The organism is Usitatibacter palustris (genome assembly GCF_013003985.1).
In the GTDB taxonomy this organism is placed as follows: Bacteria; Pseudomonadota; Gammaproteobacteria; order Burkholderiales; family Usitatibacteraceae; genus Usitatibacter; species Usitatibacter palustris.
In genome coordinates, this window is the sequence record NZ_CP053073.1 from 3,178,930 (window position 1) to 3,198,875 (window position 19,946).

Sequence of the window (19,946 nt, forward strand, 5' to 3'; positions counted from 1 at the left end):
GGGGTCAATTTTCCCTCTCGAAACATGACTCTTCTCGTCAATCACCCCGAACGCGAAGTCCTCGCCCGGCGCCTGGAGCAGAACATCGTCCTGCGCCGGCTCGAGGGAGACGCGTTCGCGGCCCTCGAACCGCACCTGGCGATCATCGATTACCGCAAGGGCGACGTCCTGCTGACCCAGGGCGCCCACGACATGGAGCAGTACTTCGTCCTCGAAGGCGTCCTCAAGCGCGTTGTCGCGAGCCCCGAGGGCAAGGAAATGATCCTGCGCTTCGCCAAGGAAGACGACATGGACACGAGCTACGCAGCCTGGAAGCTGCGCACGCCCGCGCCCTACTCGATCCGCGCCGTCACTCGCGCGCGCGTGGCGAAGCTTCCCCTGCCGCAATGGGCCTCCTTCATGGACAGCTACCCCGACCTGAAGGAAGACTTCGAGTACGAAATCATGCACCTCATGAGCGAGGTGATGGCCCACACGATCACCCTGCACCTGCTCGACGCGCCCGGACGCGTGCACCGGTTCCTGCGCAAGCACCCGGAGCTCGCCGAGCGCGTCCCGAAGAAGGAACTTGCGTCCTACCTGAACCTCTCGGCCGAGACGCTTTCGCGCCTCAAGCACGCCGGGAAGATCTGACCCCGAGGCCCCGATGGTCGACGACACCGACATCTTCGTGATGACAGACAAGGGCCGAGCCGAGCTTTCGGCCGAGGTGAGCAAGCTGCCGGCGAAACTGCGGCGCTGCCTCGACATGGTGGATGGGGCCCGGACCGCCGGCGATTTCGCGCCCAATTTCCGACCGGGGGAATCCGGCGCCGTCCTCGAGGAACTGCGCGCCGGCGGCTACATCGCCCGGAAGGCCTAGCGTTTCTTCAGCAGCGCGAGCCCCTGGCTGACGAACGGCCAGAAGAGCAGCAGCAGCGCGAGGGTCGTGATCGATCCGACGAGCCCATTGGCCGCGAAGATGCCCAGGTCGCCCTGCGACATCAGCATCGACTGCCGGAATGAATCCTCCGCGCGATCGCCGAGTACGAGTGCGAGCACCATGGGCGCCAGCGGGTAATCGAGCTTCTTGAAGACATAGCCCAGGATGCCGAAGACCAGCATCAGCCAGACGTCGAACATCGAGTTGTGCACCGTGAACGCGCCGATCGCGCAGATCACGAGGATCACCGGCGCGATGATCGAGAAGGGCACGCGCAGGATGGCCGCGAACAGCGGCACGCAGGTGAGCACGACGATGAGGCCGGCGATATTGCCCAGGTACATCGAGGCGATGAGGCCCCAGACGAAGTCGGGTTTCTCGATGAAGAGCAGCGGCCCCGGTTGCAGGCCCCAGATGAGCAGGCCACCGAGCAGCACCGCCGCCGTGGGCGAGCCGGGCACGCCCAGCGTGATCATCGGCAGCAGGGCGGAAGTTCCCGCGGCGTGCGCCGCGGTTTCGGGAGCGATCACGCCCTCGACCTGGCCCTTGCCGAACTTATCGCCATCGGGCGACATGCGCTTGGCGACACCGTAGGCCATGAACGAAGCCGGCGTGGCGCCGCCGGGGACGATGCCCATCAGGCAACCGACCGCGGAGCTGCGCAGCGACGTCTTCCAGTACTTGGGCAGTTCCTTCCACGTCTCGACCACGACGCGCGCATTGAGCCTCGCGCTCGCGCCCTTGAAGACCAGGCCTTCCTCGATGGTGAGCAGGATCTCGCCGATGCCGAAGAGGCCGATCACCGCGATCAGGAAGTCGAAGCCCTTGAGCAGCTCCATGAAGCCGAACGTGAGGCGCAACTGGCCGGTCACGGTATCGATGCCCACGGCGGCGAGGCCGAAGCCCGCCATCATCGCGGCGATGGTCTTGAAGGGCGAGCCCTTGGCCATGCCGACGAAGGCGCAGAACGTGAGCAGGTAGACGGAGAAGAATTCCGGTGGCCCGAACTTCAGCGCGAAGCGTGCGACGACAGGCGACAGGAACGTGATGACGATCACCGCGACCAGCGCGCCGATGAACGACGACGTGAAGGCGGCCGTGAGCGCCTTGCCCGCCTCGCCCTTCTGCGCCATCGGGTAGCCATCGAAGGTCGTTGCTACCGACCATGGCTCCCCCGGGATGTTGAAGAGGATGGAGGTGATGGCGCCGCCGAAGAGCGCGCCCCAGTAGATGCAAGACAGCAGGATGATCGCCGAGGTGGCCCCGCCTTCGGCCTGCGCCATCGAGAACGTGAGCGGCAGGAGGATCGCGACGCCATTGGCGCCGCCGAGCCCCGGCAACACGCCGATCAGCACGCCGAGGCTTACGCCGGCGAGCATCAACAGCAGGTTCTTCATGGAGAGGGCGACGACGAAGCCGCCCATCAAGGATTGGATTTCCTGCATGGTGTGCGCGTGCCTCTTCTTAGAGGAAGCCCAGCATGGCTTCGATGGGTCCCTTGGGAAGCGGAACCTTGAACCAGATTTCGAACATCAGGAAGAACGCCACCACCACGCCGATCGACACCACCGCGATCTTTGCCCAGCCGTACTTGCCGAGGGTGCGCATGAAAAACGCGATGAAGAGCGCCGAGGCGAGGTAGATGCCCAGCGAGTAGACGGGGTTCACGATCAGCGCGACGTAGATCGTGCATGGGATCATCACCGTGAGCACCATCTTCAGCTGGCTGCGCATCACGAACGGCTTGCCGCCGTCCTCCCGGCTCATGCGGAACGCCGAGATGAGATTGGCGATCGACGCGAGCACGATGATCATGCCGATGTAGAACGGGAAGTAGCCCGCTTGCGGTCCTTCGGCGCCCCACGCGGAACCCAGGCGCTTGCTATCCCAGACGATCACGGCGCCGAAAACCAGGAAGCAGATTGCCACGATGGCTTCCCAGGCGCGCACGGAGCCTACGGCACGGTCTTGCTGCCCCTCCATGACTTCCCCTTATTGTGTGGTCGTGAAGAAGAAGGCGGGACGAATGCCCCGCCTTCGGTCGTGCGTTACTTGCCGGGAGCGAGGAAACCCGCTTCCTTCATCAGGCCGTAGTGCAGCGTCTCGGCCTTCGCGACCCAGTCGCCGTACTCCTTGCCCGTGATCGCCGTCTGGTTGAAGGCGCCGTCTTCCATGAACTTCTTCCACTCGGGCGTCGCGCGGACCTTCTCCATCATGTCGACGTAGAACTTCACTTGCTCGGCGGTCACGCCGCCGGCCATGAAGATGCCGCGCAGCATGACGTAGTCCGTGTTGACGCCGGATTCCTTGCACGTCGGGATGTCGTTCCACGACATTTCCTTCGTGACCTTCTCCTTGTAGGGCATGCGCGTGTCGTCGAAGACGCACAGCGGGCGCAGGTTGCCGGCGCGCCACTGGGCCACCGCCTCGATCGGGTTGTTCACCGACGAGTCGATGTGCTTGCCGACGAGCTGTGTTGCGACTTCGCCACCGCCCTTGAAGGGCACGTACGTGAACTTCGCGCCGGTCTGCTTCTCGAGGGCCACGGTGATGATCTGGTCCTCCTGCTTGGAGCCGGTGCCGCCCATCTTGAACTTGTTGTTGCCGCCCGCCTTCACGGCCGCGACGTAATCCTTCGCGGTCTTGTACGGCGTCTCGGAGTTGACCCACAGCACGAACTGGTCGAGGGCCATCATCCGTACCGGCGTGAGGTCCTTCCAGCCGAAGGGCACGCCGGTGGCGAGCGGCGTCGTGAACAGGTTCGACAGCGTGATGATGATCTTGTGCGGATCGCCCTTCGCGCCCTTCACGTCGAGGAAGCCTTCAGCCCCTGCGCCGCCGCCCTTGTTGAGCACGACCATGGGCTGCTTCATGAGCTTTTCCTTCGTGACGATGCCCTGGATCAGGCGTGCCATCTGGTCAGCTCCACCGCCCGTGCCCGCGGGCACGATGAATTCGACGGTCTTTGACGGTTCCCACGCGAACGCGGGAGCGGAAAGTGCGGTGAGCGCACAGCCAATGAGTGCGGCAATGCGGGTCCTGCTGAAAATGCGCTGGTTCGCTTTCATGCGGATCTCCTCCTACGGCTCTCGAATTGGAGCGTGATGAAAACTATTCTAGTGCGGTCGCACTGCACAAGTCTCTTGACGGCGGTCAAGCCATCGCGAGGCCTCTGCGATGCTCGCGCTCCACGCGACTTCCGGCATTCGCTCGCTCCTTCGCGGTGCAGAGCCGGTTGCATTTGCTTGGTGTTCTCGCGGGAAAAGTCAGCCGCGGCCGTGGATCGGCTGCCCGGCCTGCGAGACGCCATGGAACTCTACCTATTTGCGGGAACGGTCGTGCACCTATTCAAACGCTGGCGCGTTCGGGGCGTTGACCGGAGGAGGAGCCCGCGCGAGCGCGCGGGCTCCGGATGCGACTTAAGGCTTGGTCGAGCTGTCGGACTTGGCTTCGGGCGCCACGTGCGCGCCCTGGGATTCGAGGTGCACCGCGGAGGCGGCCTTGAGGCTGCGGCCCGCGAGGATGCGGCCCAGCCCCACCACGAAGATGGCGCCGATCGCGCCCGCCACATACTTGATGTAGCCCGGATAGTCCTTCGTGAACCAGGCGATGCCGCCGTCGTCCCAGGCCATTTCGCCGGCGACGAAGCCGAGCAGTCCCGCGCCGATCGTGATGATGATCGGCCAGCGTTCCATCAGCTTGAGCAGCAGCGTGCTGCCGAAGATCACGAGCGGGATCGAGATGCCCAGGCCCAGGATCAGCAGCGTGAGGCTGTCGCCGGCGGCGGCGGCCACCGCGATCACGTTGTCCAGGCTCATCACGAGGTCGGCGATGAGGATCGTCTTGATCGCCGCGCCGAGGTTGTCGCTCGCGTTGATGTTCTCGTCGTGCTCCTCGGGCATGAGCAGCTTCACGCCGATCCAGAGCAGGAGCACCGAGCCGATCAGCTTGAGCCACGGCAGCGAGAGCAGCGCGACCGCGAAGATCGTGAGGATGATCCGCATGATGATCGCCGCGCCCGAGCCCCAGAACACGGCAAGCTTCTGTTGCTTGGGCGGGAGCGAGCGGGCCGCCAGGGCGATCACGACCGCGTTGTCTCCCGACAACACGATGTTCACGCCGATGATCTTGAGGAGCGCAGTCCAGAATGCGGGATCGTCAAAGGCCATTGTCTTGTCTTGTAGGTGTCGAGGAGGAGTAGGTACGGGCGACGGAGGCTACAATATTCCCATGACTTTCTCCATGACCCGGCGCGTCCTGATCGCCGTGGCGCTCGTCGCGTCCGCGGCTGCGTTCGCCCAGGCTCCCGTGACCGAGTCCGATTTGCTGTCCGCCCGCGACGCCTACACGCGCAATAACGTGAAGGCGCTGGAGTCGGCACGGGCGCGCTTCGCCGGCCACCTCCTCGAACCTTACCCCTCCTACTGGGTTCTCGCGATCCAGCTCGAGAAGGCCGAGCCCGCCGAGGTGCATGCGTTCCTCGCCCGCTGGCCGGAGAGCCCCCTGTCGGAGACCCTGCGGCGCGACTGGCTCAAGGTGCTGGGCAATGCCAAGGCCTGGGAGACATTCCGCGGCGCCTACGCGAAGTACCAGGGCGACGACCCCGACGTGGCCTGCTACGCCTTCCAGGAGCGCATGTCGCGCAACGATCCGGAGCTCCCGGGCGAAGTGCGCGCGCTGTTCGTTTCGGGCAAGGAAGTGCCCACAAGCTGCGACCCGGTGTTCGCAACGATCGCCGGCACGAAGGCGATCGGCGAACGCGAAACGTGGGAGCGGCTTCGCAAGCTCCTCGTGGCGGGCGCATTGAAGGATGTGCGCCGCACGAATGGCCTGCTGCCCGCGAAGATCTCGATCAACGAGAAGGCCCTCGAGCGCGCCCATGCGCAGCCGGCACGCTTCCTCATGGCCGAGAAGATTCCCGCAGTCTCGCGCGCGGGCACCGAGCTCACGCTGTTCGCCTTCGCCCGCCTCGCGCGCTCCAAGCCCGACGAAGCCGCCGAGCGCCTCGCCGCGCTGGCGCCGAAACTCGGCGCCGACGATGCGCGCTTTGCCTGGGGCCAGGTCGCGTGGTGGGGCGCCATGAGCCACAACCCGCGCGCGCTCGACTGGTACGAGCTCGCCGGCGAAACGCCGCTCACCGACGCGCAACTCATGTGGAAGGCCCGCGCCGGCTTGCGGGCCGCGGACTGGAACGCGGTCTTCGCCGCCATCCGCGCGATGTCTCCGGAGGAAGCGCGCGAGCCCAACTGGCGCTACTGGCGGGCGCGTGCCGTGCGCGCGAAGGGCAGCGCGGAAGGGGCCGACGCATTGCTGCGCACCCTCGCCGCCGAAAACAACTTCTATGGATTGCTCGCGGCCGAGGACCTCGGCATCTCCCGCGTGCCCGATTGGAACGGCTGGCGCCCGCAGCCCGCGGACCTCGACCGCGTGCGCGCGATGCCCGGCATCCAGCGCGCGCTCGCGCTCTACCGGATCGACATGCCCAACGAAGCGTTCCGCGAATGGTTCTGGGGTGTCCGCGGCCTCGACGACCGCGACCTCCTGTCGGCCGCGGAGCTCGCGCGCCAGGCGAACCTCCCCGACCGCGCGATCAACACCGCCGAGCGCACGCTCGCCGTGCACGATTTCGCGCAGCGCTATCCCGTCCCGCACCGCGAGGCGATGACCGCAGCCGCGAAGCAATTCGACCTCGACGAAGCCTGGGTCTACGGGATCATCCGCCAGGAGAGCCGCTTCATGGCCGAGGCCAAGTCGCGCGTGGGTGCGACCGGCCTCATGCAGCTCATGCCCGCGACCGCGCGCTGGGTCGCCAAGCAGATCCCGGTATCGGGCTACCAGTCGACGATGCTCACGCGCCCCGAGGTCAACGTGCAGATGGGCAGCTTCTACTACCGCAAGGTCCTCGATGACCTCGGCGATCCGGTCCTCGCCGCCGCCGCTTACAACGCGGGCCCGGGGCGCGCGCGCCGCTGGCGCGATGCGCAGCCGCTCGAGGGGGCCATCTACGCCGAGACCATCCCCTTCAACGAAACGCGCGACTACGTGAAGAAGGTGGTCGCCAACGCGTGGTTCTACACGCATCGCCTGACGGGCAAGCCCGCCAGCATGAAGGGCCTGCTCGGCAACGTCCCGCGCGCGAGCGGCGAGGCGGTGGCCGCGAGCCTCCCATGACCGTGCGGTCGGTGTGCCTGCTCGGCGGCTGCGGGTTCGTCGGCCGTTCGCTCGCCGAGCGCCTCGCCGCCGACGGCCTGCGCCTTCGCATCGTCACCCGCCACCGCGACAGCGCGCAGCCGCTGCTCGTGCTGCCCACCGCGGAGATCGAAGTCGCCGATCCCAATGACGACGCCACGCTCGCACGCCTCTTCGAAGGCATGGACGCGGTGGTGAACCTCGTGGCGATCCTCCACGAACGGCGCCGCGCGACCTTCCAGTCCGTGAACGTGGAGTTCGCGCGCAAGGTGGCCGGCGCTTGCCGCGCTGCGGGCGTGGGGCGCTTGCTGCACGTGAGCGCGCTCGGCGCTTCGGAATCCGCACCCAGCGACTACCTGCGCTCCAAAGCACGCGGCGAGGCCGCGGTGCGTGAAGCGGCGGGCTCGACGGCGGTGACGATCTTGCGTCCCTCGATCATCTTTGGACCCGGCGACAGCTTCCTCAATCTCTTCGCGACGCTCGTGCGGCTCTTCCCGGTGATTCCTCTCGCCGGAGCGAAGACGCGCTTCCAGCCGATCTGGGTGGAAGACGTCGCCAACGCAATGGCGAACGCACTCGGCGATTCGCGCACCTTCGGCCGTGACTACAACCTGTGTGGCCCGCGCGCATACACCTTCGAAGAGCTCGTTCGCTTCGTCGCGGCGGTGCTCGAGCGGCGCCGCATGGTCGTGGCCCTCCCCGATTGGGCCGCGAAGCTCCAGGCCACCGTCTTCGAGTTCCTGCCCGGGCCGCTCATGACCCGCGACAACCTGCGCTCGATGAGCGTGGACAACGTCTGCGACGGACCTTTCCCCGAAGTCTTCGGGTTCCGGCCGACCGCGCTCGAGACCGTGGTGCCCGAGTACCTCGCGGACAAGACCACCACGGGCCGCTACCCCGACTACCGCAATCGCGCGGGCCGCTGAGATGTCCGGGCCCGCCCGGTCCTGGAAGTCCTACGTCGTGGGCGGTGCCGTTCGCGACGAGCTGCTGGGCCTCGAAGTGCGCGACCGCGATCACGTCGTCGTCGGCGCCACGCCCGAGGCGATGCTCGCGGCGGGCTTCCGCCCGGTCGGCGCCGACTTCCCGGTGTTCCTCCATCCCGAAAGCCACGAGGAGTACGCGCTCGCGCGCACGGAGCGCAAGACCGCGCCGGGCTACAAGGGATTCGTCTTCCACGCGTCGCCCGACGTCACGCTCGAAGAGGACCTCGGCCGCCGCGATCTCACGATCAACGCGATGGCGCGCGGTGAAGATGGCGTGCTCGTCGATCCCCATGGTGGCGAGCGAGACCTGCGCGCCGGCGTGCTTCGCCATGTGGGCGAGGCCTTCGTCGAAGACCCGGTGCGGATCCTGCGCGTCGCACGCTTCGCCGCGCGCTTCGGCTTCACGATCGCGCCCGACACGATGGCGCTCATGCAGCGCATGGTCGAAGCAGGCGAAGCGGATGCGCTCGTACCGGAACGTGCCTGGCAGGAGCTCTCGCGCGGACTCATGGAAGTGAAGCCCTCGCGCGTCGTGGCGGTGCTTGCCGAATGCGGCGCGCTCGCGCGCGTGTTCCCCGAGGTGCGCAACTCTCCCGCGCTTGCGGCGCGGCTCGACCTCGCGGCGAAGCTGGGCTATTCGCTGCCGGTGCGCTACGCGCTGTTCGTGCTCGACGGCGAAGCCACGCGGGTCGCAGCACTTTCCGAACGCATCAACGCGCCGCGCGACTGCCGCGACCTCGCGCGCCTCGTGCTCGGCGAGTGCGCGTCGCTCGCGCATCCCGGACGCTGGACACCTGAGTATTTGCTGGGCCTGCTCGAACGGTGCGATGCGTTCCGTCGCCCCGAGCGGCTCGATCTGCTCCTCCAGGTCGCCCAATGCGCGGCCAGCGAGGAAGACGCGCGCTCGTTCGCGCCGCGGCCGCGTCTCGAGGGCGCGCTCGCCGCCGCGAGGTCCGTCGATGCCGCCGCGATCGCGCGCGATCATCCCGAGGACATCGCGGGGGCGCTGCGCCGCGCGCGGATCGCCGCCCTCGCCGGGCGATGAGCGCCGCCTTTACTTGCGCGCGATCGCGAGGCATTCCTCGCGCATGTACGGGTTCTTGAAGTATTCGGTGTCCGCCGACGTGCCCGGGGTCGCACCGCAAAGCTCGTAGAGCCGGAACCGCTGGTCGCACTCCGACGTCCGGTAGGCGTCCTGGCACGACTGGAGCTGTCCCTTCCCGCCGCTGAGAAACAGCATCCACGTCGGGAAGAGGTCGCGGCAGCTCGCGGGAACCAGCGAGCTCTTGCGGCATTGCTCGTAGTCGGCCCACGTGAACGGGAAGCTGTTCATCGGCCGCGGCACCTTCTGGTCCAGGCACGCGCCATGGCCCTTGTTCCCCAGGAACGGAGCGCACGCGGCCTCCGCCGCGGGGACCGCGGCGTTACGCGCCTCGCAGTGCTGCTTGATCGCGGCGGTCGTGAGGCGGCTGCAATCGTGCCGGTTGCGGTTGAGCTCGCCGCCGGCACCCGAGTCGACGATGCCGCAGCCCCGATTCACGCACTTCTGGGTGTTCGCAGCTGTCATGCCTGAGCACCACACGCCGAGCTTCGTGCCGCCGGGCACGCCGCGATACGTGCAGACGTGGCCCTGCGGAAGCACGACCGTGTAGTAGGTGCCGGTGAGCGGAAGCCCCGGCGCGTTCTGGCACCAGACATTGCTTTTCGCGTCCCGCGGATTCTTGCCGCGATACGTGCAGAAATTTCCGTCGGCCTGCTGCAGCGCGAAGAAGTCGCCGGTCGTGGCGCCGCCGGAGGCGTGATGGCACCAGATGTTTCCTTTCGAATCCGACGGACCCGAACCCTTGTAGAGGCAGAAATTTCCGTCGACCTGCTGGATCGCGTAGTGCGAGCGGTCCTCGGCGAGGAGGTAATCACCGACCGCCAGGAACTCGCCGTTCTTCAGCACGAGCTTCGCGGTGCCGGGAATGGCGCTGGGAAGGTTCACGCCGAGCGCCTTGATCGTCTTGTCGTCGCCCGCACCCCAGATGCGGCCTTCGGGATCGACCGCAATGCTCGCGAAGGCGGCGCGATCCACCACTTGCCACGCGCTGCCGCCCCATTTGTAGACCATGCCGTCCGTACCGGCGATCACGACCACACCCTTCGAATTGATCGCGATGTCGCGCGCGGCGCCGGGCATCGTGACCCACCCCTTGCCGTCGTGGCGAAAGATCTGGTGCCACTCGGAAATGATCCAGGGCCTGCCCTCGGGGTCGACCTCGATGCGGATCGCCCCGGCGCCGCCAACGACCTCCCACCGGGCGCTTTGTCCCTTGCCCGGCGGCCGGGCCCACTTGAGTATTTCGTATCCCGCATGGACTTTCGTGGTCCCCACGGCGTAGACATCGCCGCTGGGACCGCCCATGGCGGCATCGCGTACTGCGCCCGGATACGTTCCCATGCCCAGGACATTCAGGCCGCTCTCGCCGTGGACCACGAGCACCCTCGCGCCCGCCTTGATGCGCACGCCAGCCATGTCGAGGCGATCCCACGCGCCGGTCTTCCAGTTGAATTGATAGATCGCGAAACCACCGGGGACGGGCTCGTCGCTCACGATGTACACGTTGCCGTCGGGCCCGATCGCGATGTCGCTGGCTTTCTTTCCCGCGACCGTCTTGAATTGGGCGGCCGCAATGCCGGCGACGAACACCAGCGCGAGGGCTGCGAGGCCTCGGGCAAGGATCTGGAATTTCATCGGACTCTCCCTGATGCGTCATGGGCCGCATCGATGTGCGGCTGGCACGCAAATTACGTCAGGGAGGGATCACCGGACAATCGGACCTAAGTCGCACGACGAGCGTCGCACAAACAAAAAACCCCCGGCCGAAGCCGGGGGTCTTCTTTCCAACCTGGGGGAGGCAGGAAACTTACTTGCGCTTGGCCTTCGTCGCGGCCTTCGTGGCGGCCTTCTTGACCGTCGCGACGTTCTGCTCGACCGTCTTTTCGACGGTGTCGTAGAACTGCTTGTTGATGGCGACGGCGTTGCCGTAGGCGCTTTGCGCGGCGGCGATCGCGGTCTTCATGTTGCCGACGATGGTCTCGCTACCGGCCGGCGCGTACTTGCAGGCTTCTTCGAGGGCGGCGACGGCGGCCTGGTTCATCTGGGCGGCCTGCTTCTCGAAAGCCGTCTTCACTTGCTCGTTGGCCTGCGCGGCGGTTTCGTAGGCGGTGCGCGAAACGGCGTAGGCGCGCTTCATCGCGGGCTCGACGGCGGCCGAGTTGATCGCGATCACTTCCTGGACGTCACGCGCGGCGGCGAGCGACTGGGCGTGCGAGGTCGCCTGGGCGACGGAGTCGCGGGCGGCGCCGAGGCCGAGTTCGGCGAACTTCTCGAAATTCGCGAGCGACAGCTGGGCGAACTTGTTGAATTGGGTGATGGCGGCTTCGTTTGCGGCGGAGAACTGGTCGAGCTTGAACATGTGGGCTCCTCGGGTTGGGGCGAATCTGGGGGCAGATATTGCTGCACTGCACAATTCAGTATTTTAGGCCGATCACCCTTCAAGTCAAGGGGTTTGGCCAAAAATATATTGCACTGCAGCATAAACCCGGGCTAAGCCAAAAGATAAGGAAAGTCAAAGGCTTAGGAGCACGCCCCAAAGCAAAGGGCCCGCCGAAGCGGGCCCTCACATTGCGGGGTCCTGCCGTTAGCGGGCGGCTATTTGACGAGCCCCTTCTCCTTGAAATACCGCAGCGCACCAGGGTGGAAGGGAATCGGCGAGGCGCCGGTCATCTGGTTCGCGAGCTCGAGGAAGGACGCGTCCTTGTGGACTTTCACGATCTCGTCCTTCTTCTCGAAGAGGAGCTTCGTGATCTCGTAGGCGAGCTTCTCGTCCGTGTTCTCCGGAATCACCAGCAGGTTCCACACGTCCACGTTGGTCGTGTCGCGCGTCTCGCCCGGATAGGCGTTGGCAAGGATCTTGTTCTTCACGTAGATCGGGCCGTACTTCTGGCGCATCACCTCGGCCGCGTCGCCGTGGTCGATCAGCTTGATCTTCTTGCCCGGGGTGGCCGCGAGATCCGTGAGCGAAGGCGTGGGAACGCCGCCGACCCACGACAGCGCGTCGATCTTGCCGTCCTTGAGCGCGTTCACGCTCTCGGCGACCGACAGGCGCTCGCGCGTCACGTCCTTGTTGGGATCGAGGCCGCTCGCCTCGAGCAGGCGCATCGACATCACTTCCGTGCCGCTCACCGGCGCGCCCGTGGAGATCCGCTTGCCCTTGAGGTCGCTCATCTTGTTGATGCCCGTGCCCTCGACCGTCACGACGTGCATGCGGTTCGGATAGAACACGACCAGGGTGCGCAGCGGGACCTTGTTGTCCTTGAACTTGTCGAGGCCGTTGTAGGCATCCCACGCGGAATCGGCCATCGTGAAGCCTATTTCCGACTTGCCGCCCTTGATGAGCTGCAGGTTCGCGACCGAGCCGGCGGTGACTTCCGCCGTCGCATCGACATTGGGGATGTATTTCGAAAGCAGGGCAGCGATACCGCCACCCAGGGGGTAGTAAACGCCGCCGGTGCCACCGGTACCGATCGAAAGGCGGGTCTTCTGCTGTGCGTGACCCGTGGCGAGGCCCAATACGGCGACCAACCCCACGAGCGCAGAAAGGGCTCGATTCATGGTGCTCCTCCAGTCTAGTTTTGAATGGCTTACGTCAAGAGAATAACCGATGGAGCCAGTACAATCGCTGCCGGTCCACCCATAACAAAACTTCAAGACGGAACCCCATGGCCCAGCTGATCGGCGTCCCCAAGGAAGTCTTCCCCGGCGAAAAACGCGTCGCGACCGTCCCCGAGGCGATCCCGAAGCTGGCCAAGCTGGGCTTCAGCGTGGTCGTCCAGTCCGGCGCGGGCGAGGCGGCGTCCATCAGCGACGACGCATATACCGCAGCCGGAGCCAAGGTCGTCCCCGACGCCACCTCGGTCTGGTCGAGCGCCGACATCATCTTCAAGGTGCGCGCCCCCAATCCGGACGAAGTGCGGCTGATGCGCGAGGGCCAGACCCTCGTGAGCTTCATCTGGCCCGCGCAGAACCCGGACCTCCTGCAGAGCCTCGCCGCGCGCAAGGCGACCGTGCTCGCGATGGACAGCGTGCCGCGCATCTCGCGAGCCCAGAAGCTCGACGCGCTCTCCTCTATGGCCAACATCGGCGGCTACCGCGCCGTCATCGAGGCCGCCCATCATTTCGGTCGCTTCTTCACCGGGCAGATCACGGCCGCGGGCAAGGTGCCGCCTGCGAAGGTCTTCGTGATCGGCGCGGGCGTGGCGGGCCTCGCTGCGATCGGCGCAGCTGCGGGTCTCGGCGCCATCGTGCGCGCCAACGACACGCGGCCCGAAGTCGGCGACCAGATCAAGTCGCTCGGCGGCGAGTTCGTACCGGTCGAGTACACGGAGGAAGGCACGGGCGTGGGCGGCTACGCCAAGGTGATGAGCGAAGGCTTCCAGAAGGCGCAGCGCGAAACGTTCGCGAAGCAGGCGAAGGAAGTCGACATCATCATCACGACCGCCCTCATTCCGGGCAAGCCCGCGCCCAAGCTCATCACGGCCGAGATGGTGCAGTCGATGAAACCGGGCAGCGTCATCGTCGACATGGCCGCCGAGCAGGGCGGCAACTGCGAGCTCACGGAACCGGGCAAGGTCGTGACGAAGCACGGCGTGATCATCATCGGCTACACGGATCTCGCGAGCCGGCTGGCCACGCAGGCGAGCACGCTCTACGCGACCAACCTCTTCCGCCTTTCCGAGGACCTCTGCAAGGCGAAGGACGGCGTCTACAACGTCAATATGGAAGACGAGGTCATTCGCGGCACGACGGTCGTGAAGGATGGCGCGGTCACGTGGCCGCCGCCTGCGCCGAAGCTTTCCGCCGCTCCCGCGAAGGCCGCGGCGAAGCCCGTGGTGGCGCCCACCGAGAAGAAGGGCCATGGCCACGGTGCGGGCGAGCCGATGGCCGCGCGCACGCTCGTGATCCTCTTCGCGGTCGCGGCGGTCGTATTCGCGCTCGTCGGCACGTATGCGCCGGCGGCCTTCCTCGGCCACTTCACCGTGTTCGTGCTCGCGTGCTTCGTGGGCTACATGGTCGTCTGGAACGTGACGCCTGCGCTGCACACGCCGCTCATGAGCGTGACCAACGCGATCAGCAGCATCATCGTGATCGGGGCGCTGGTGCAGATCGCGCCACCGGCTGTCGCCGGGGTGACCAGGCCCGATGAACTCATACGCTGGCTCGCGGTCGCGGGCATCGCGCTCACGGCCATCAACATGTTCGGCGGCTTTGCGGTGACGCAACGCATGCTGTCCATGTTCCGGAAGTAGGAGAGAGACATGACCTCGAGCCTGGCCACTGTCTCCTACATCGCCGCGATCATCCTCTTCATCCTGAGCCTCGGCGGTCTCTCCAATCCCGAAACCTCGCGGCGCGGCAACCTGTACGGAATGATCGGCATGGCGATCGCCGTGCTCGCCACCGTGTTCGGCCCGCGCGTGACGCCGGCGGGCATCGCGTGGGTTGCCATCGCCCTCGTCGTCGGCGGCGCGATCGGCCTGTATCTCGCGCGCACCGTGAAGATGACGCAGATGCCCGAGCTGGTCGCATTCATGCACAGCCTCGTGGGCCTGGTCGCCGTGCTCGTCGGTTACGCGAGCTACATCGATCCGTCTGCCACGGCGGGCATGACGGGCGCTGAAGTCGCGATCCATCACATCGAGGTGTATGTCGGCGTGCTGATCGGCGCGGTCACGCTCTCCGGTTCGGTGATCGCGTTCGGCAAGCTCTCGGGGCGCATCAGCGGCAAGCCGCTGCTGTTGCCGGCGCGCCATTGGCTGAACCTCATCGGCCTGCTCGTGGTGCTCTATTACGGGTTCGTGTTCCTCAAGGCGCCGACGATCGACGCGGGCATGGTGCCCATCGTCGTGATGACGGTGATCGCGCTGCTCTTCGGCATCCACATGGTGATGGCGATCGGCGGTGCGGACATGCCGGTGGTGGTGTCGATGCTCAACAGCTATTCGGGCTGGGCTGCGGCGGCGACGGGCTTCATGCTGTCCAACGACCTGCTGATCGTCACGGGTGCGCTCGTCGGCTCTTCAGGCGCGATCCTCTCGTACATCATGTGCCGCGCGATGAACCGCAACTTCATCAGCGTGATCGCGGGCGGTTTCGGCGGCGGCGATGCGCCGAAGGCGGCGGCGGGTGATGCCGCGAAGCCCGCGGGCGAAGTCGTGTCGGTGACGGCCCACGAAACCGCGGAACTGCTGAGGGAAGCCAAGGGCGTGGTCATCATCCCGGGCTACGGCATGGCGGTCGCGCAGGCGCAGCACACGGTCTTCGAGATCACGAAGCGGCTGCGTGAGATGGGCAAGACCGTGCGCTTCGCGATCCACCCGGTCGCAGGCCGCATGCCCGGCCACATGAACGTACTGCTGGCCGAAGCGAAGGTCCCCTACGACATCGTTTTGGAGATGGACGAGATCAACGAGGACTTCCCCGACACCGACGTCGCGATGGTGATCGGCGCGAACGACATCGTGAACCCGAGCGCGCAGGATGATCCAACCAGCCCGATCGCGGGCATGCCGGTGCTCGAAGTGTGGAAGGCGCATACGTCGATCGTGATGAAGCGCAGCATGGCCTCGGGCTACGCGGGCGTCGACAATCCGCTCTTCTACAAGGAGAACAACCGGATGCTGTTCGGCGACGCGAAGAAGATGCTCGACGAGGTGCTGGCCGCGTTGAAGGGCTGAGGGTCGGGCTTTCTCCGATCGCGCCTTCCCGGGCCGCGATTTTCCGAAAGTAGTTGACCTGGATCAGGCGGGCCGCGTGCGGCCGCGCCAACATGCGATAAGGAATCCTTAAGCGCGCCCCGCGATGATGGGCTCGAGGCAGCCATTCCGGCCCCGCCCATCGATGAGGAGACTCGCATGAAAACCGCATTCATCACCGCCGCCCTGCTCGCGGCCACGCCCGCGTTCGCCACGACAACCTGTCCCGACACGCCGAAGGACAAGTGGCTGCGCGCGGAAGAGATCCAGCAGCGCATGGAGAAGAAGGGCTACGAAGTACGCCGCGTGAAGAAGGAAGGCACGTGCTTCGAGGTCAAGGCGACGAAGGACGGCAAGCGCGTCGAGGTGTACGTGAATCCCGCCGACGCGGCCGTCGTGAGGGAAAAGGCGAGTTCGTGAGCGCAGCGCCGCAAGCTGTGCCCGCGGTGCGTGTTTCGGTGTGGGATCCGCTCGTGCGGATCCTGCACTGGACGCTCGCGCCCGCGGTGCTGGTCGGATACGCGACCGGCGATGACGGCGGCAAGTGGCACGAGGCCCTGGGTTACGTTGCGCTCGCCGCCGCCGCGGCGCGCATTCTCTGGGGTTTCATCGGGAGCCGCCATGCCCGCTTCGCGGATTTCGTGCCGCGGCCATCACGACTGACTACCTACGTGCGCGCGCTCACCGCCCGGCGCGAACCGCGCTATGTTGGCCACAACCCCCTCGGGGGTGCGTGGATCGTGCTGATGCTGGCACTGGTGCTGGTTACCGGCGGCACCGGCTGGGCCTTGTCGCTGCTGGGCGAGGACAACTTCGAGTGGCTCGAAGACCTGCACGAGGGGCTCGCGGGGACGCTGCTCGCCGCCGCCGCCATCCACGTCGCGGGGGTAGTGTGGGAGAGCCTTCGCCACGGCGAGAACCTGGTGCGGTCGATGTTCACCGGGCGCAAGCGGGCGCCAGGGCCGGGAGATCGCTAGCCATGGGGCGCATCCTGCTGGTCGAGGACGACGCGCCGCTGGGCGAGGGCGTGAAGGCGGGGCTGGAGGATGCCGGACATGCCGTCGACTGGGTGCGCGACGGCCGCCACGGGCGCGAAGCGGTGGCCACCGGCGAGTTCAGCGCGGTGATCCTCGATCTTGGCCTGCCGCGCATGGATGGCCTGGCGGTGCTGAAGGAGATGCGCGCGGCGGGCAACACCACGCCCGTGCTGATCCTCACCGCGCGCGACACGATCGACGATCGCGTGCGCGGTCTCGACGCGGGGGCGGACGACTACCTGGTGAAGCCGTTCGCGCTCGACGAGCTCAAGGCGCGCGTGCGTTCGCTTGCGCGCCGCGCCGTCGGCCGCGCGACGAACCGGATCCGGCACCGCGGCGTCGACGTGGACCTCGAGTCGCACCGCGTGAGTTGCAACGGCGAGCCCGTGGACCTGGCGCCGCGCGAGTACGCCGTGCTCGAGGCACTGATGGCCCATCCCGGCCGCACGCTCACCCGCGGCCAGCTCGAGGAGCGGCTCTACCGCTGGGGCCGCGAAGTCGAGTCGAACGCGATCGAAGTCCATGTGCACCACCTTCGCGCCAAGCTCTTCCCGCAGCTGATCCGCACCGTGCGCGGCGTAGGCTATGTGATCGATGCCGAGACCGGACCGTAGCGCCCCGTCGTTGCGCGGGCGCCTGCTGGGCCTGCTCGTGGGCGGCGCACTCGGCGCCTGGGTCCTGATCGCGATCGCCACCTACTTCGACGCGCGCTTCCACACCGCACGCATGCTCGACGCGCAGCTGGTCGAGTACTCGGAGGTCCTTGGCGCGATCGCCAGCCATGAGGCACTGGAGGTCGCCGGCGCCACGACGCGCCATGATCCGGCGTACGTGCAGAACTGCACCTACCAGGTCTTTTCCCTCGAAGGCAACCTGCTGCTGCGCTCGCACGACGCGCCTAACGCCTCGCTTGCTCCCGCCGAGGGGTTCTCGGACGTGAACGCCGCTGGCGTGGACTGGCGCGCGTTCCGGCGCACCGACCGGCACAACGGCGTCGTGATCATCGTCGCCCACGGCGTGGCTGATCGCGACGAGCTTGTGCGCGGTCTCGCCATGCGCCTGATGGTGCCGCTCGCCGTCGGCCTGCCCCTGCTCGCGATCGCGCTCTGGCTCGCGGTCGCGCGCGCGCTGCGTCCGCTCGAGCAGCTCGCGCGGGAAGTGCGCAGCCGTGAACCCGGGCACCTCGCGGCGATCGCTGCGCCCGACGTCCCGAGCGAGGTCGAGCCCCTCGTCACGGCGACCAACCAGCTTTTCGCTCGGCTCGAACGCGCGTTCGAGAACGAGCGACGCTTTACCGGCGATGCCGCGCACGAGCTGCGCACGCCACTCGCCGCGCTGCGCACCCAGGCGGAGGTCGCCCTCACCACCACGAACGACGAGCGCCGCTGCCGCGCGCTCGGGCAGGTAGTGGACGGTGTCGAGCGCGCGACGCGCGTGGTGGAGCAGATGCTCACGTTGGCGCGCATGGACGCGGGCGACGCGCTCCCGGCGTTCGCGAAGGTAGACATTGCCGAGATCTGCCGCGAGGTGATACTCGAGGTCGGCGGCGACTCGCGGGACCGCGGCGTGGGCGTCCTCTTGGACGCGCAATCCCGGCCGCTCGTGCCCGGCGACCCCGTGATGCTGCTGGCGCTGCTGCGCAACCTCCTCGACAACGCGCTGCGCTTCGCTCCCGACGGCGGCCAGGTACGCGTGAGCGTGACGGTCGGCGGCGATCGCGCGCGCGTCACCGTCGAGGACTCCGGCCCCGGTGTGGCCCCCGACGTGGGCGCTCGCATCTTTGACCGCTTCTATCGCGGACCCGACGGACGCGGTCCCGGCAGCGGGCTGGGCCTTTCGATCGCCAGCCGCGTCGTCGAGTTGCACGGTGGCTCCATCGCGGCCTCGCGGAGTCCGGCCCTCGGCGGCCTTCGAATCGAGATCTCCCTTCCCGCACCGCCATAAGGAATCGATAAGGCCCGGCGCGTAGCTTCGTTCCTGATTCATCCACTCGCCGAAAGGAACGCAACCATGAAACGCGCCGCAACCGCACTTTGCATCGCCGCCCTCGCAGTGAGCGCTGCCATTACCGCGTACGCTGCGGGCCCGCATTCCCAGGAACGTCATGCCGGCACGGTCCACTCCGCGTCGAACAGGCTCTCGCTCGACCAGGGCCGCAAGTGGTCCACCGACGAGGCGCTGCGCCGGTCCATGGAAGAGATCCGCGCGGCGCTCGCGCAACACCGCGACGCGATCCTGCGCGACATGCTCTCGACCGATCAGGAAAGAGCGCTCGGCCGCACGATCGAGAACCGGGTCGCCGCCATCCTCGGAGAATCGAGGCTCGAGGCGAGTGCCGCAGCGAACCTGCAGCTGGTCGTCGCCGACCTCGTACAGGCGGCCGACATACTCAAAGGCATGGCGAATCCGCACGGGCTCCGTGGCGACACCCTGGCGGTTCGCGCCACGCAGATGTACGCCACCTATTTCGAGCACCCGGGCTGGAAGCCGGTTTTCTAGGAGAACGCAACCATGAGACGCCACACCATCGCACTCTGGGTCGCCGTGCTCGCGCTATGCGCCGGCGTTCCCGCCTACGCAGGCACTCATTCGCACGAATCGCGCTCGCAGGAAGCGCACTCGACCTCGGGCGTGATCACCCTCGATCGCGGCCGCAAGTGGGCCACGGACGAGCCGCTGCGCCGCCATATGGACACGATTCGCGCCGTCCTGGACGGCAAGCGCGGCGCGATCCGCGCAGGCGCACTGGACGCCGAAGCCCGGAGGCGGCTCGGCGCCGCGATCGAGAAGGAGGTCGCGGGCATCGTGGCCGATTGCAAGCTGTCACCGGCTGCCGATGGGAACCTGCACATCGTCATCGCCGATCTGGTGGCGGCGGCGAACATCCTGCAGGACCCCGCGAAGGGGAACTCCGTGCGCGGCGCCGAGCAGGCAATCCGCGCCGCGAACCTGTACGGAGCGTACTTCGACCACCCCGGCTGGAAACGCCTCGACTGAGGCGCTGCAGGGAGG

General features: G+C 66.9%; 20 protein-coding genes. 13 read left to right on the plus strand and 7 right to left on the minus strand.

The genetic code is table 11. The annotated features are described in order from the left end of the window. Positions 1-24 precede the first annotated feature (24 nt). Positions 25-633 carry a Crp/Fnr family transcriptional regulator gene (locus tag DSM104440_RS15445; RefSeq protein ID WP_171164185.1) on the plus strand — a complete coding sequence of 203 codons (609 nt, stop codon included), beginning with the start codon at positions 25-27 and terminating at the stop codon, positions 631-633. 13 nt (positions 634-646) lie between these two features. Beyond that, a complete protein-coding gene (locus DSM104440_RS15450) occupies positions 647-862 on the plus strand; it encodes a hypothetical protein (RefSeq protein WP_171164187.1) in 216 nt (71 codons plus the stop codon). Here DSM104440_RS15450 and DSM104440_RS15455 read toward each other — a convergent pair. The 4 genes from DSM104440_RS15455 to DSM104440_RS15470 form a co-directional block, all read right to left on the minus strand. Next, a complete protein-coding gene (locus DSM104440_RS15455) occupies positions 859-2,367 on the minus strand; it encodes a tripartite tricarboxylate transporter permease (RefSeq protein ID WP_171164188.1) in 1,509 nt (502 codons plus the stop codon). The two genes, DSM104440_RS15450 and DSM104440_RS15455, sit on opposite strands and share 4 nt — an antisense overlap. Before the next feature lie 19 nt (positions 2,368-2,386). Beyond that, positions 2,387-2,905: a tripartite tricarboxylate transporter TctB family protein gene (locus DSM104440_RS15460; RefSeq protein WP_171164189.1), complete on the minus strand. Its 519-nt coding sequence runs from the start codon at positions 2,903-2,905 to the stop codon at positions 2,387-2,389. 65 nt (positions 2,906-2,970) lie between these two features. Beyond that, complete coding sequence (locus DSM104440_RS15465) at positions 2,971-3,990, minus strand: Bug family tripartite tricarboxylate transporter substrate binding protein (RefSeq protein ID WP_171164190.1); 1,020 nt, start codon at positions 3,988-3,990, stop codon at positions 2,971-2,973. Positions 3,991-4,341: 351 nt separating this feature from the next. Then, the gene (locus tag DSM104440_RS15470; protein ID WP_171164191.1) at positions 4,342-5,091 is read right to left on the minus strand and encodes a TerC family protein; all 750 of its coding nucleotides are present in this window, start codon (positions 5,089-5,091) and stop codon (positions 4,342-4,344) included. 73 nt (positions 5,092-5,164) lie between these two features. Between DSM104440_RS15470 and DSM104440_RS15475 the strand changes: the two genes are divergently transcribed. Genes DSM104440_RS15475 through DSM104440_RS15485 form a run of 3 tightly spaced genes read left to right on the plus strand, consistent with a single transcriptional unit; the run spans position 5,165 to position 9,142 of the window. Next, a complete protein-coding gene (locus DSM104440_RS15475) occupies positions 5,165-7,093 on the plus strand; it encodes a lytic transglycosylase domain-containing protein (RefSeq protein WP_171164192.1) in 1,929 nt (642 codons plus the stop codon). Beyond that, positions 7,090-8,037: a complex I NDUFA9 subunit family protein gene (locus DSM104440_RS15480; RefSeq protein WP_171164193.1), complete on the plus strand. Its 948-nt coding sequence runs from the start codon at positions 7,090-7,092 to the stop codon at positions 8,035-8,037. The genes DSM104440_RS15475 and DSM104440_RS15480 overlap by 4 nt, the downstream gene beginning before the upstream one ends. Before the next feature lies 1 nt (position 8,038). Further along, positions 8,039-9,142, plus strand: coding sequence for a tRNA nucleotidyltransferase/poly(A) polymerase-related protein (locus DSM104440_RS15485; RefSeq protein ID WP_171164195.1), 1,104 nt, complete (start codon positions 8,039-8,041; stop codon positions 9,140-9,142). Between the two features lie 9 nt (positions 9,143-9,151). Here the strand turns inward: DSM104440_RS15485 and DSM104440_RS15490 are convergent, their stop codons facing one another. The 3 genes from DSM104440_RS15490 to DSM104440_RS15500 form a co-directional block, all read right to left on the minus strand. Continuing rightward, positions 9,152-10,834, minus strand: a complete 1,683-nt coding sequence (locus tag DSM104440_RS15490; protein WP_171164197.1) for a tectonin domain-containing protein — start codon at positions 10,832-10,834, stop codon at positions 9,152-9,154. Positions 10,835-11,006: 172 nt separating this feature from the next. Next, entirely contained in the window at positions 11,007-11,558 is a 552-nt protein-coding gene (locus DSM104440_RS15495; RefSeq protein ID WP_171164199.1) for a phasin family protein, read from the minus strand. Between the two features lie 236 nt (positions 11,559-11,794). Next, the gene (locus tag DSM104440_RS15500; protein WP_171164202.1) at positions 11,795-12,757 is read right to left on the minus strand and encodes a TAXI family TRAP transporter solute-binding subunit; all 963 of its coding nucleotides are present in this window, start codon (positions 12,755-12,757) and stop codon (positions 11,795-11,797) included. Between the two features lie 107 nt (positions 12,758-12,864). Between DSM104440_RS15500 and DSM104440_RS15505 the strand changes: the two genes are divergently transcribed. From DSM104440_RS15505 to DSM104440_RS15540, 8 genes are all read left to right on the plus strand, one after another. Beyond that, positions 12,865-14,451 (plus strand): Re/Si-specific NAD(P)(+) transhydrogenase subunit alpha, encoded by a 1,587-nt coding sequence (locus DSM104440_RS15505; RefSeq protein WP_171164204.1) that lies wholly within the window; start codon positions 12,865-12,867, stop codon positions 14,449-14,451. A 9-nt stretch (positions 14,452-14,460) separates the two neighbouring features. Continuing rightward, on the plus strand, positions 14,461-15,879 hold the full coding sequence (pntB, locus tag DSM104440_RS15510; protein ID WP_171164206.1) for a Re/Si-specific NAD(P)(+) transhydrogenase subunit beta: 1,419 nt from the start codon (positions 14,461-14,463) through the stop codon (positions 15,877-15,879). Positions 15,880-16,056: 177 nt separating this feature from the next. Further along, on the plus strand, positions 16,057-16,317 hold the full coding sequence (locus DSM104440_RS15515; RefSeq protein WP_171164208.1) for a PepSY domain-containing protein: 261 nt from the start codon (positions 16,057-16,059) through the stop codon (positions 16,315-16,317). 26 nt (positions 16,318-16,343) lie between these two features. Beyond that, positions 16,344-16,874: a cytochrome b/b6 domain-containing protein gene (locus DSM104440_RS15520; protein WP_212758101.1), complete on the plus strand. Its 531-nt coding sequence runs from the start codon at positions 16,344-16,346 to the stop codon at positions 16,872-16,874. Positions 16,875-16,876: 2 nt separating this feature from the next. Next, on the plus strand, positions 16,877-17,548 hold the full coding sequence (locus DSM104440_RS15525; RefSeq protein ID WP_171164212.1) for a response regulator: 672 nt from the start codon (positions 16,877-16,879) through the stop codon (positions 17,546-17,548). Further along, on the plus strand, positions 17,529-18,878 hold the full coding sequence (locus DSM104440_RS15530; RefSeq protein ID WP_171164214.1) for an ATP-binding protein: 1,350 nt from the start codon (positions 17,529-17,531) through the stop codon (positions 18,876-18,878). The genes DSM104440_RS15525 and DSM104440_RS15530 overlap by 20 nt, the downstream gene beginning before the upstream one ends. A gap of 66 nt (positions 18,879-18,944) precedes the next feature. Further along, positions 18,945-19,433 (plus strand): hypothetical protein, encoded by a 489-nt coding sequence (locus DSM104440_RS15535; protein ID WP_171164216.1) that lies wholly within the window; start codon positions 18,945-18,947, stop codon positions 19,431-19,433. Positions 19,434-19,445: 12 nt separating this feature from the next. Beyond that, positions 19,446-19,931: a hypothetical protein gene (locus DSM104440_RS15540; protein ID WP_171164218.1), complete on the plus strand. Its 486-nt coding sequence runs from the start codon at positions 19,446-19,448 to the stop codon at positions 19,929-19,931. Positions 19,932-19,946: the final 15 nt, after the last annotated feature.

Coding starts and splice junctions, on each gene's coding strand:
- DSM104440_RS15445 (WP_171164185.1), top strand. CDS start 25: ATGACTCTTCTCGTCAATCACCCCGAACGCGAAGTCCTCGCCCGGCGC.
- DSM104440_RS15450 (WP_171164187.1), top strand. CDS start 647: ATGGTCGACGACACCGACATCTTCGTGATGACAGACAAGGGCCGAGCC.
- DSM104440_RS15455 (WP_171164188.1), bottom strand. CDS start 2,367: ATGCAGGAAATCCAATCCTTGATGGGCGGCTTCGTCGTCGCCCTCTCC.
- DSM104440_RS15460 (WP_171164189.1), bottom strand. CDS start 2,905: ATGGAGGGGCAGCAAGACCGTGCCGTAGGCTCCGTGCGCGCCTGGGAA.
- DSM104440_RS15465 (WP_171164190.1), bottom strand. CDS start 3,990: ATGAAAGCGAACCAGCGCATTTTCAGCAGGACCCGCATTGCCGCACTC.
- DSM104440_RS15470 (WP_171164191.1), bottom strand. CDS start 5,091: ATGGCCTTTGACGATCCCGCATTCTGGACTGCGCTCCTCAAGATCATC.
- DSM104440_RS15475 (WP_171164192.1), top strand. CDS start 5,165: ATGACCCGGCGCGTCCTGATCGCCGTGGCGCTCGTCGCGTCCGCGGCT.
- DSM104440_RS15480 (WP_171164193.1), top strand. CDS start 7,090: ATGACCGTGCGGTCGGTGTGCCTGCTCGGCGGCTGCGGGTTCGTCGGC.
- DSM104440_RS15485 (WP_171164195.1), top strand. CDS start 8,039: ATGTCCGGGCCCGCCCGGTCCTGGAAGTCCTACGTCGTGGGCGGTGCC.
- DSM104440_RS15490 (WP_171164197.1), bottom strand. CDS start 10,834: ATGAAATTCCAGATCCTTGCCCGAGGCCTCGCAGCCCTCGCGCTGGTG.
- DSM104440_RS15495 (WP_171164199.1), bottom strand. CDS start 11,558: ATGTTCAAGCTCGACCAGTTCTCCGCCGCAAACGAAGCCGCCATCACC.
- DSM104440_RS15500 (WP_171164202.1), bottom strand. CDS start 12,757: ATGAATCGAGCCCTTTCTGCGCTCGTGGGGTTGGTCGCCGTATTGGGC.
- DSM104440_RS15505 (WP_171164204.1), top strand. CDS start 12,865: ATGGCCCAGCTGATCGGCGTCCCCAAGGAAGTCTTCCCCGGCGAAAAA.
- pntB (WP_171164206.1), top strand. CDS start 14,461: ATGACCTCGAGCCTGGCCACTGTCTCCTACATCGCCGCGATCATCCTC.
- DSM104440_RS15515 (WP_171164208.1), top strand. CDS start 16,057: ATGAAAACCGCATTCATCACCGCCGCCCTGCTCGCGGCCACGCCCGCG.
- DSM104440_RS15525 (WP_171164212.1), top strand. CDS start 16,877: ATGGGGCGCATCCTGCTGGTCGAGGACGACGCGCCGCTGGGCGAGGGC.
- DSM104440_RS15530 (WP_171164214.1), top strand. CDS start 17,529: ATGCCGAGACCGGACCGTAGCGCCCCGTCGTTGCGCGGGCGCCTGCTG.
- DSM104440_RS15535 (WP_171164216.1), top strand. CDS start 18,945: ATGAAACGCGCCGCAACCGCACTTTGCATCGCCGCCCTCGCAGTGAGC.
- DSM104440_RS15540 (WP_171164218.1), top strand. CDS start 19,446: ATGAGACGCCACACCATCGCACTCTGGGTCGCCGTGCTCGCGCTATGC.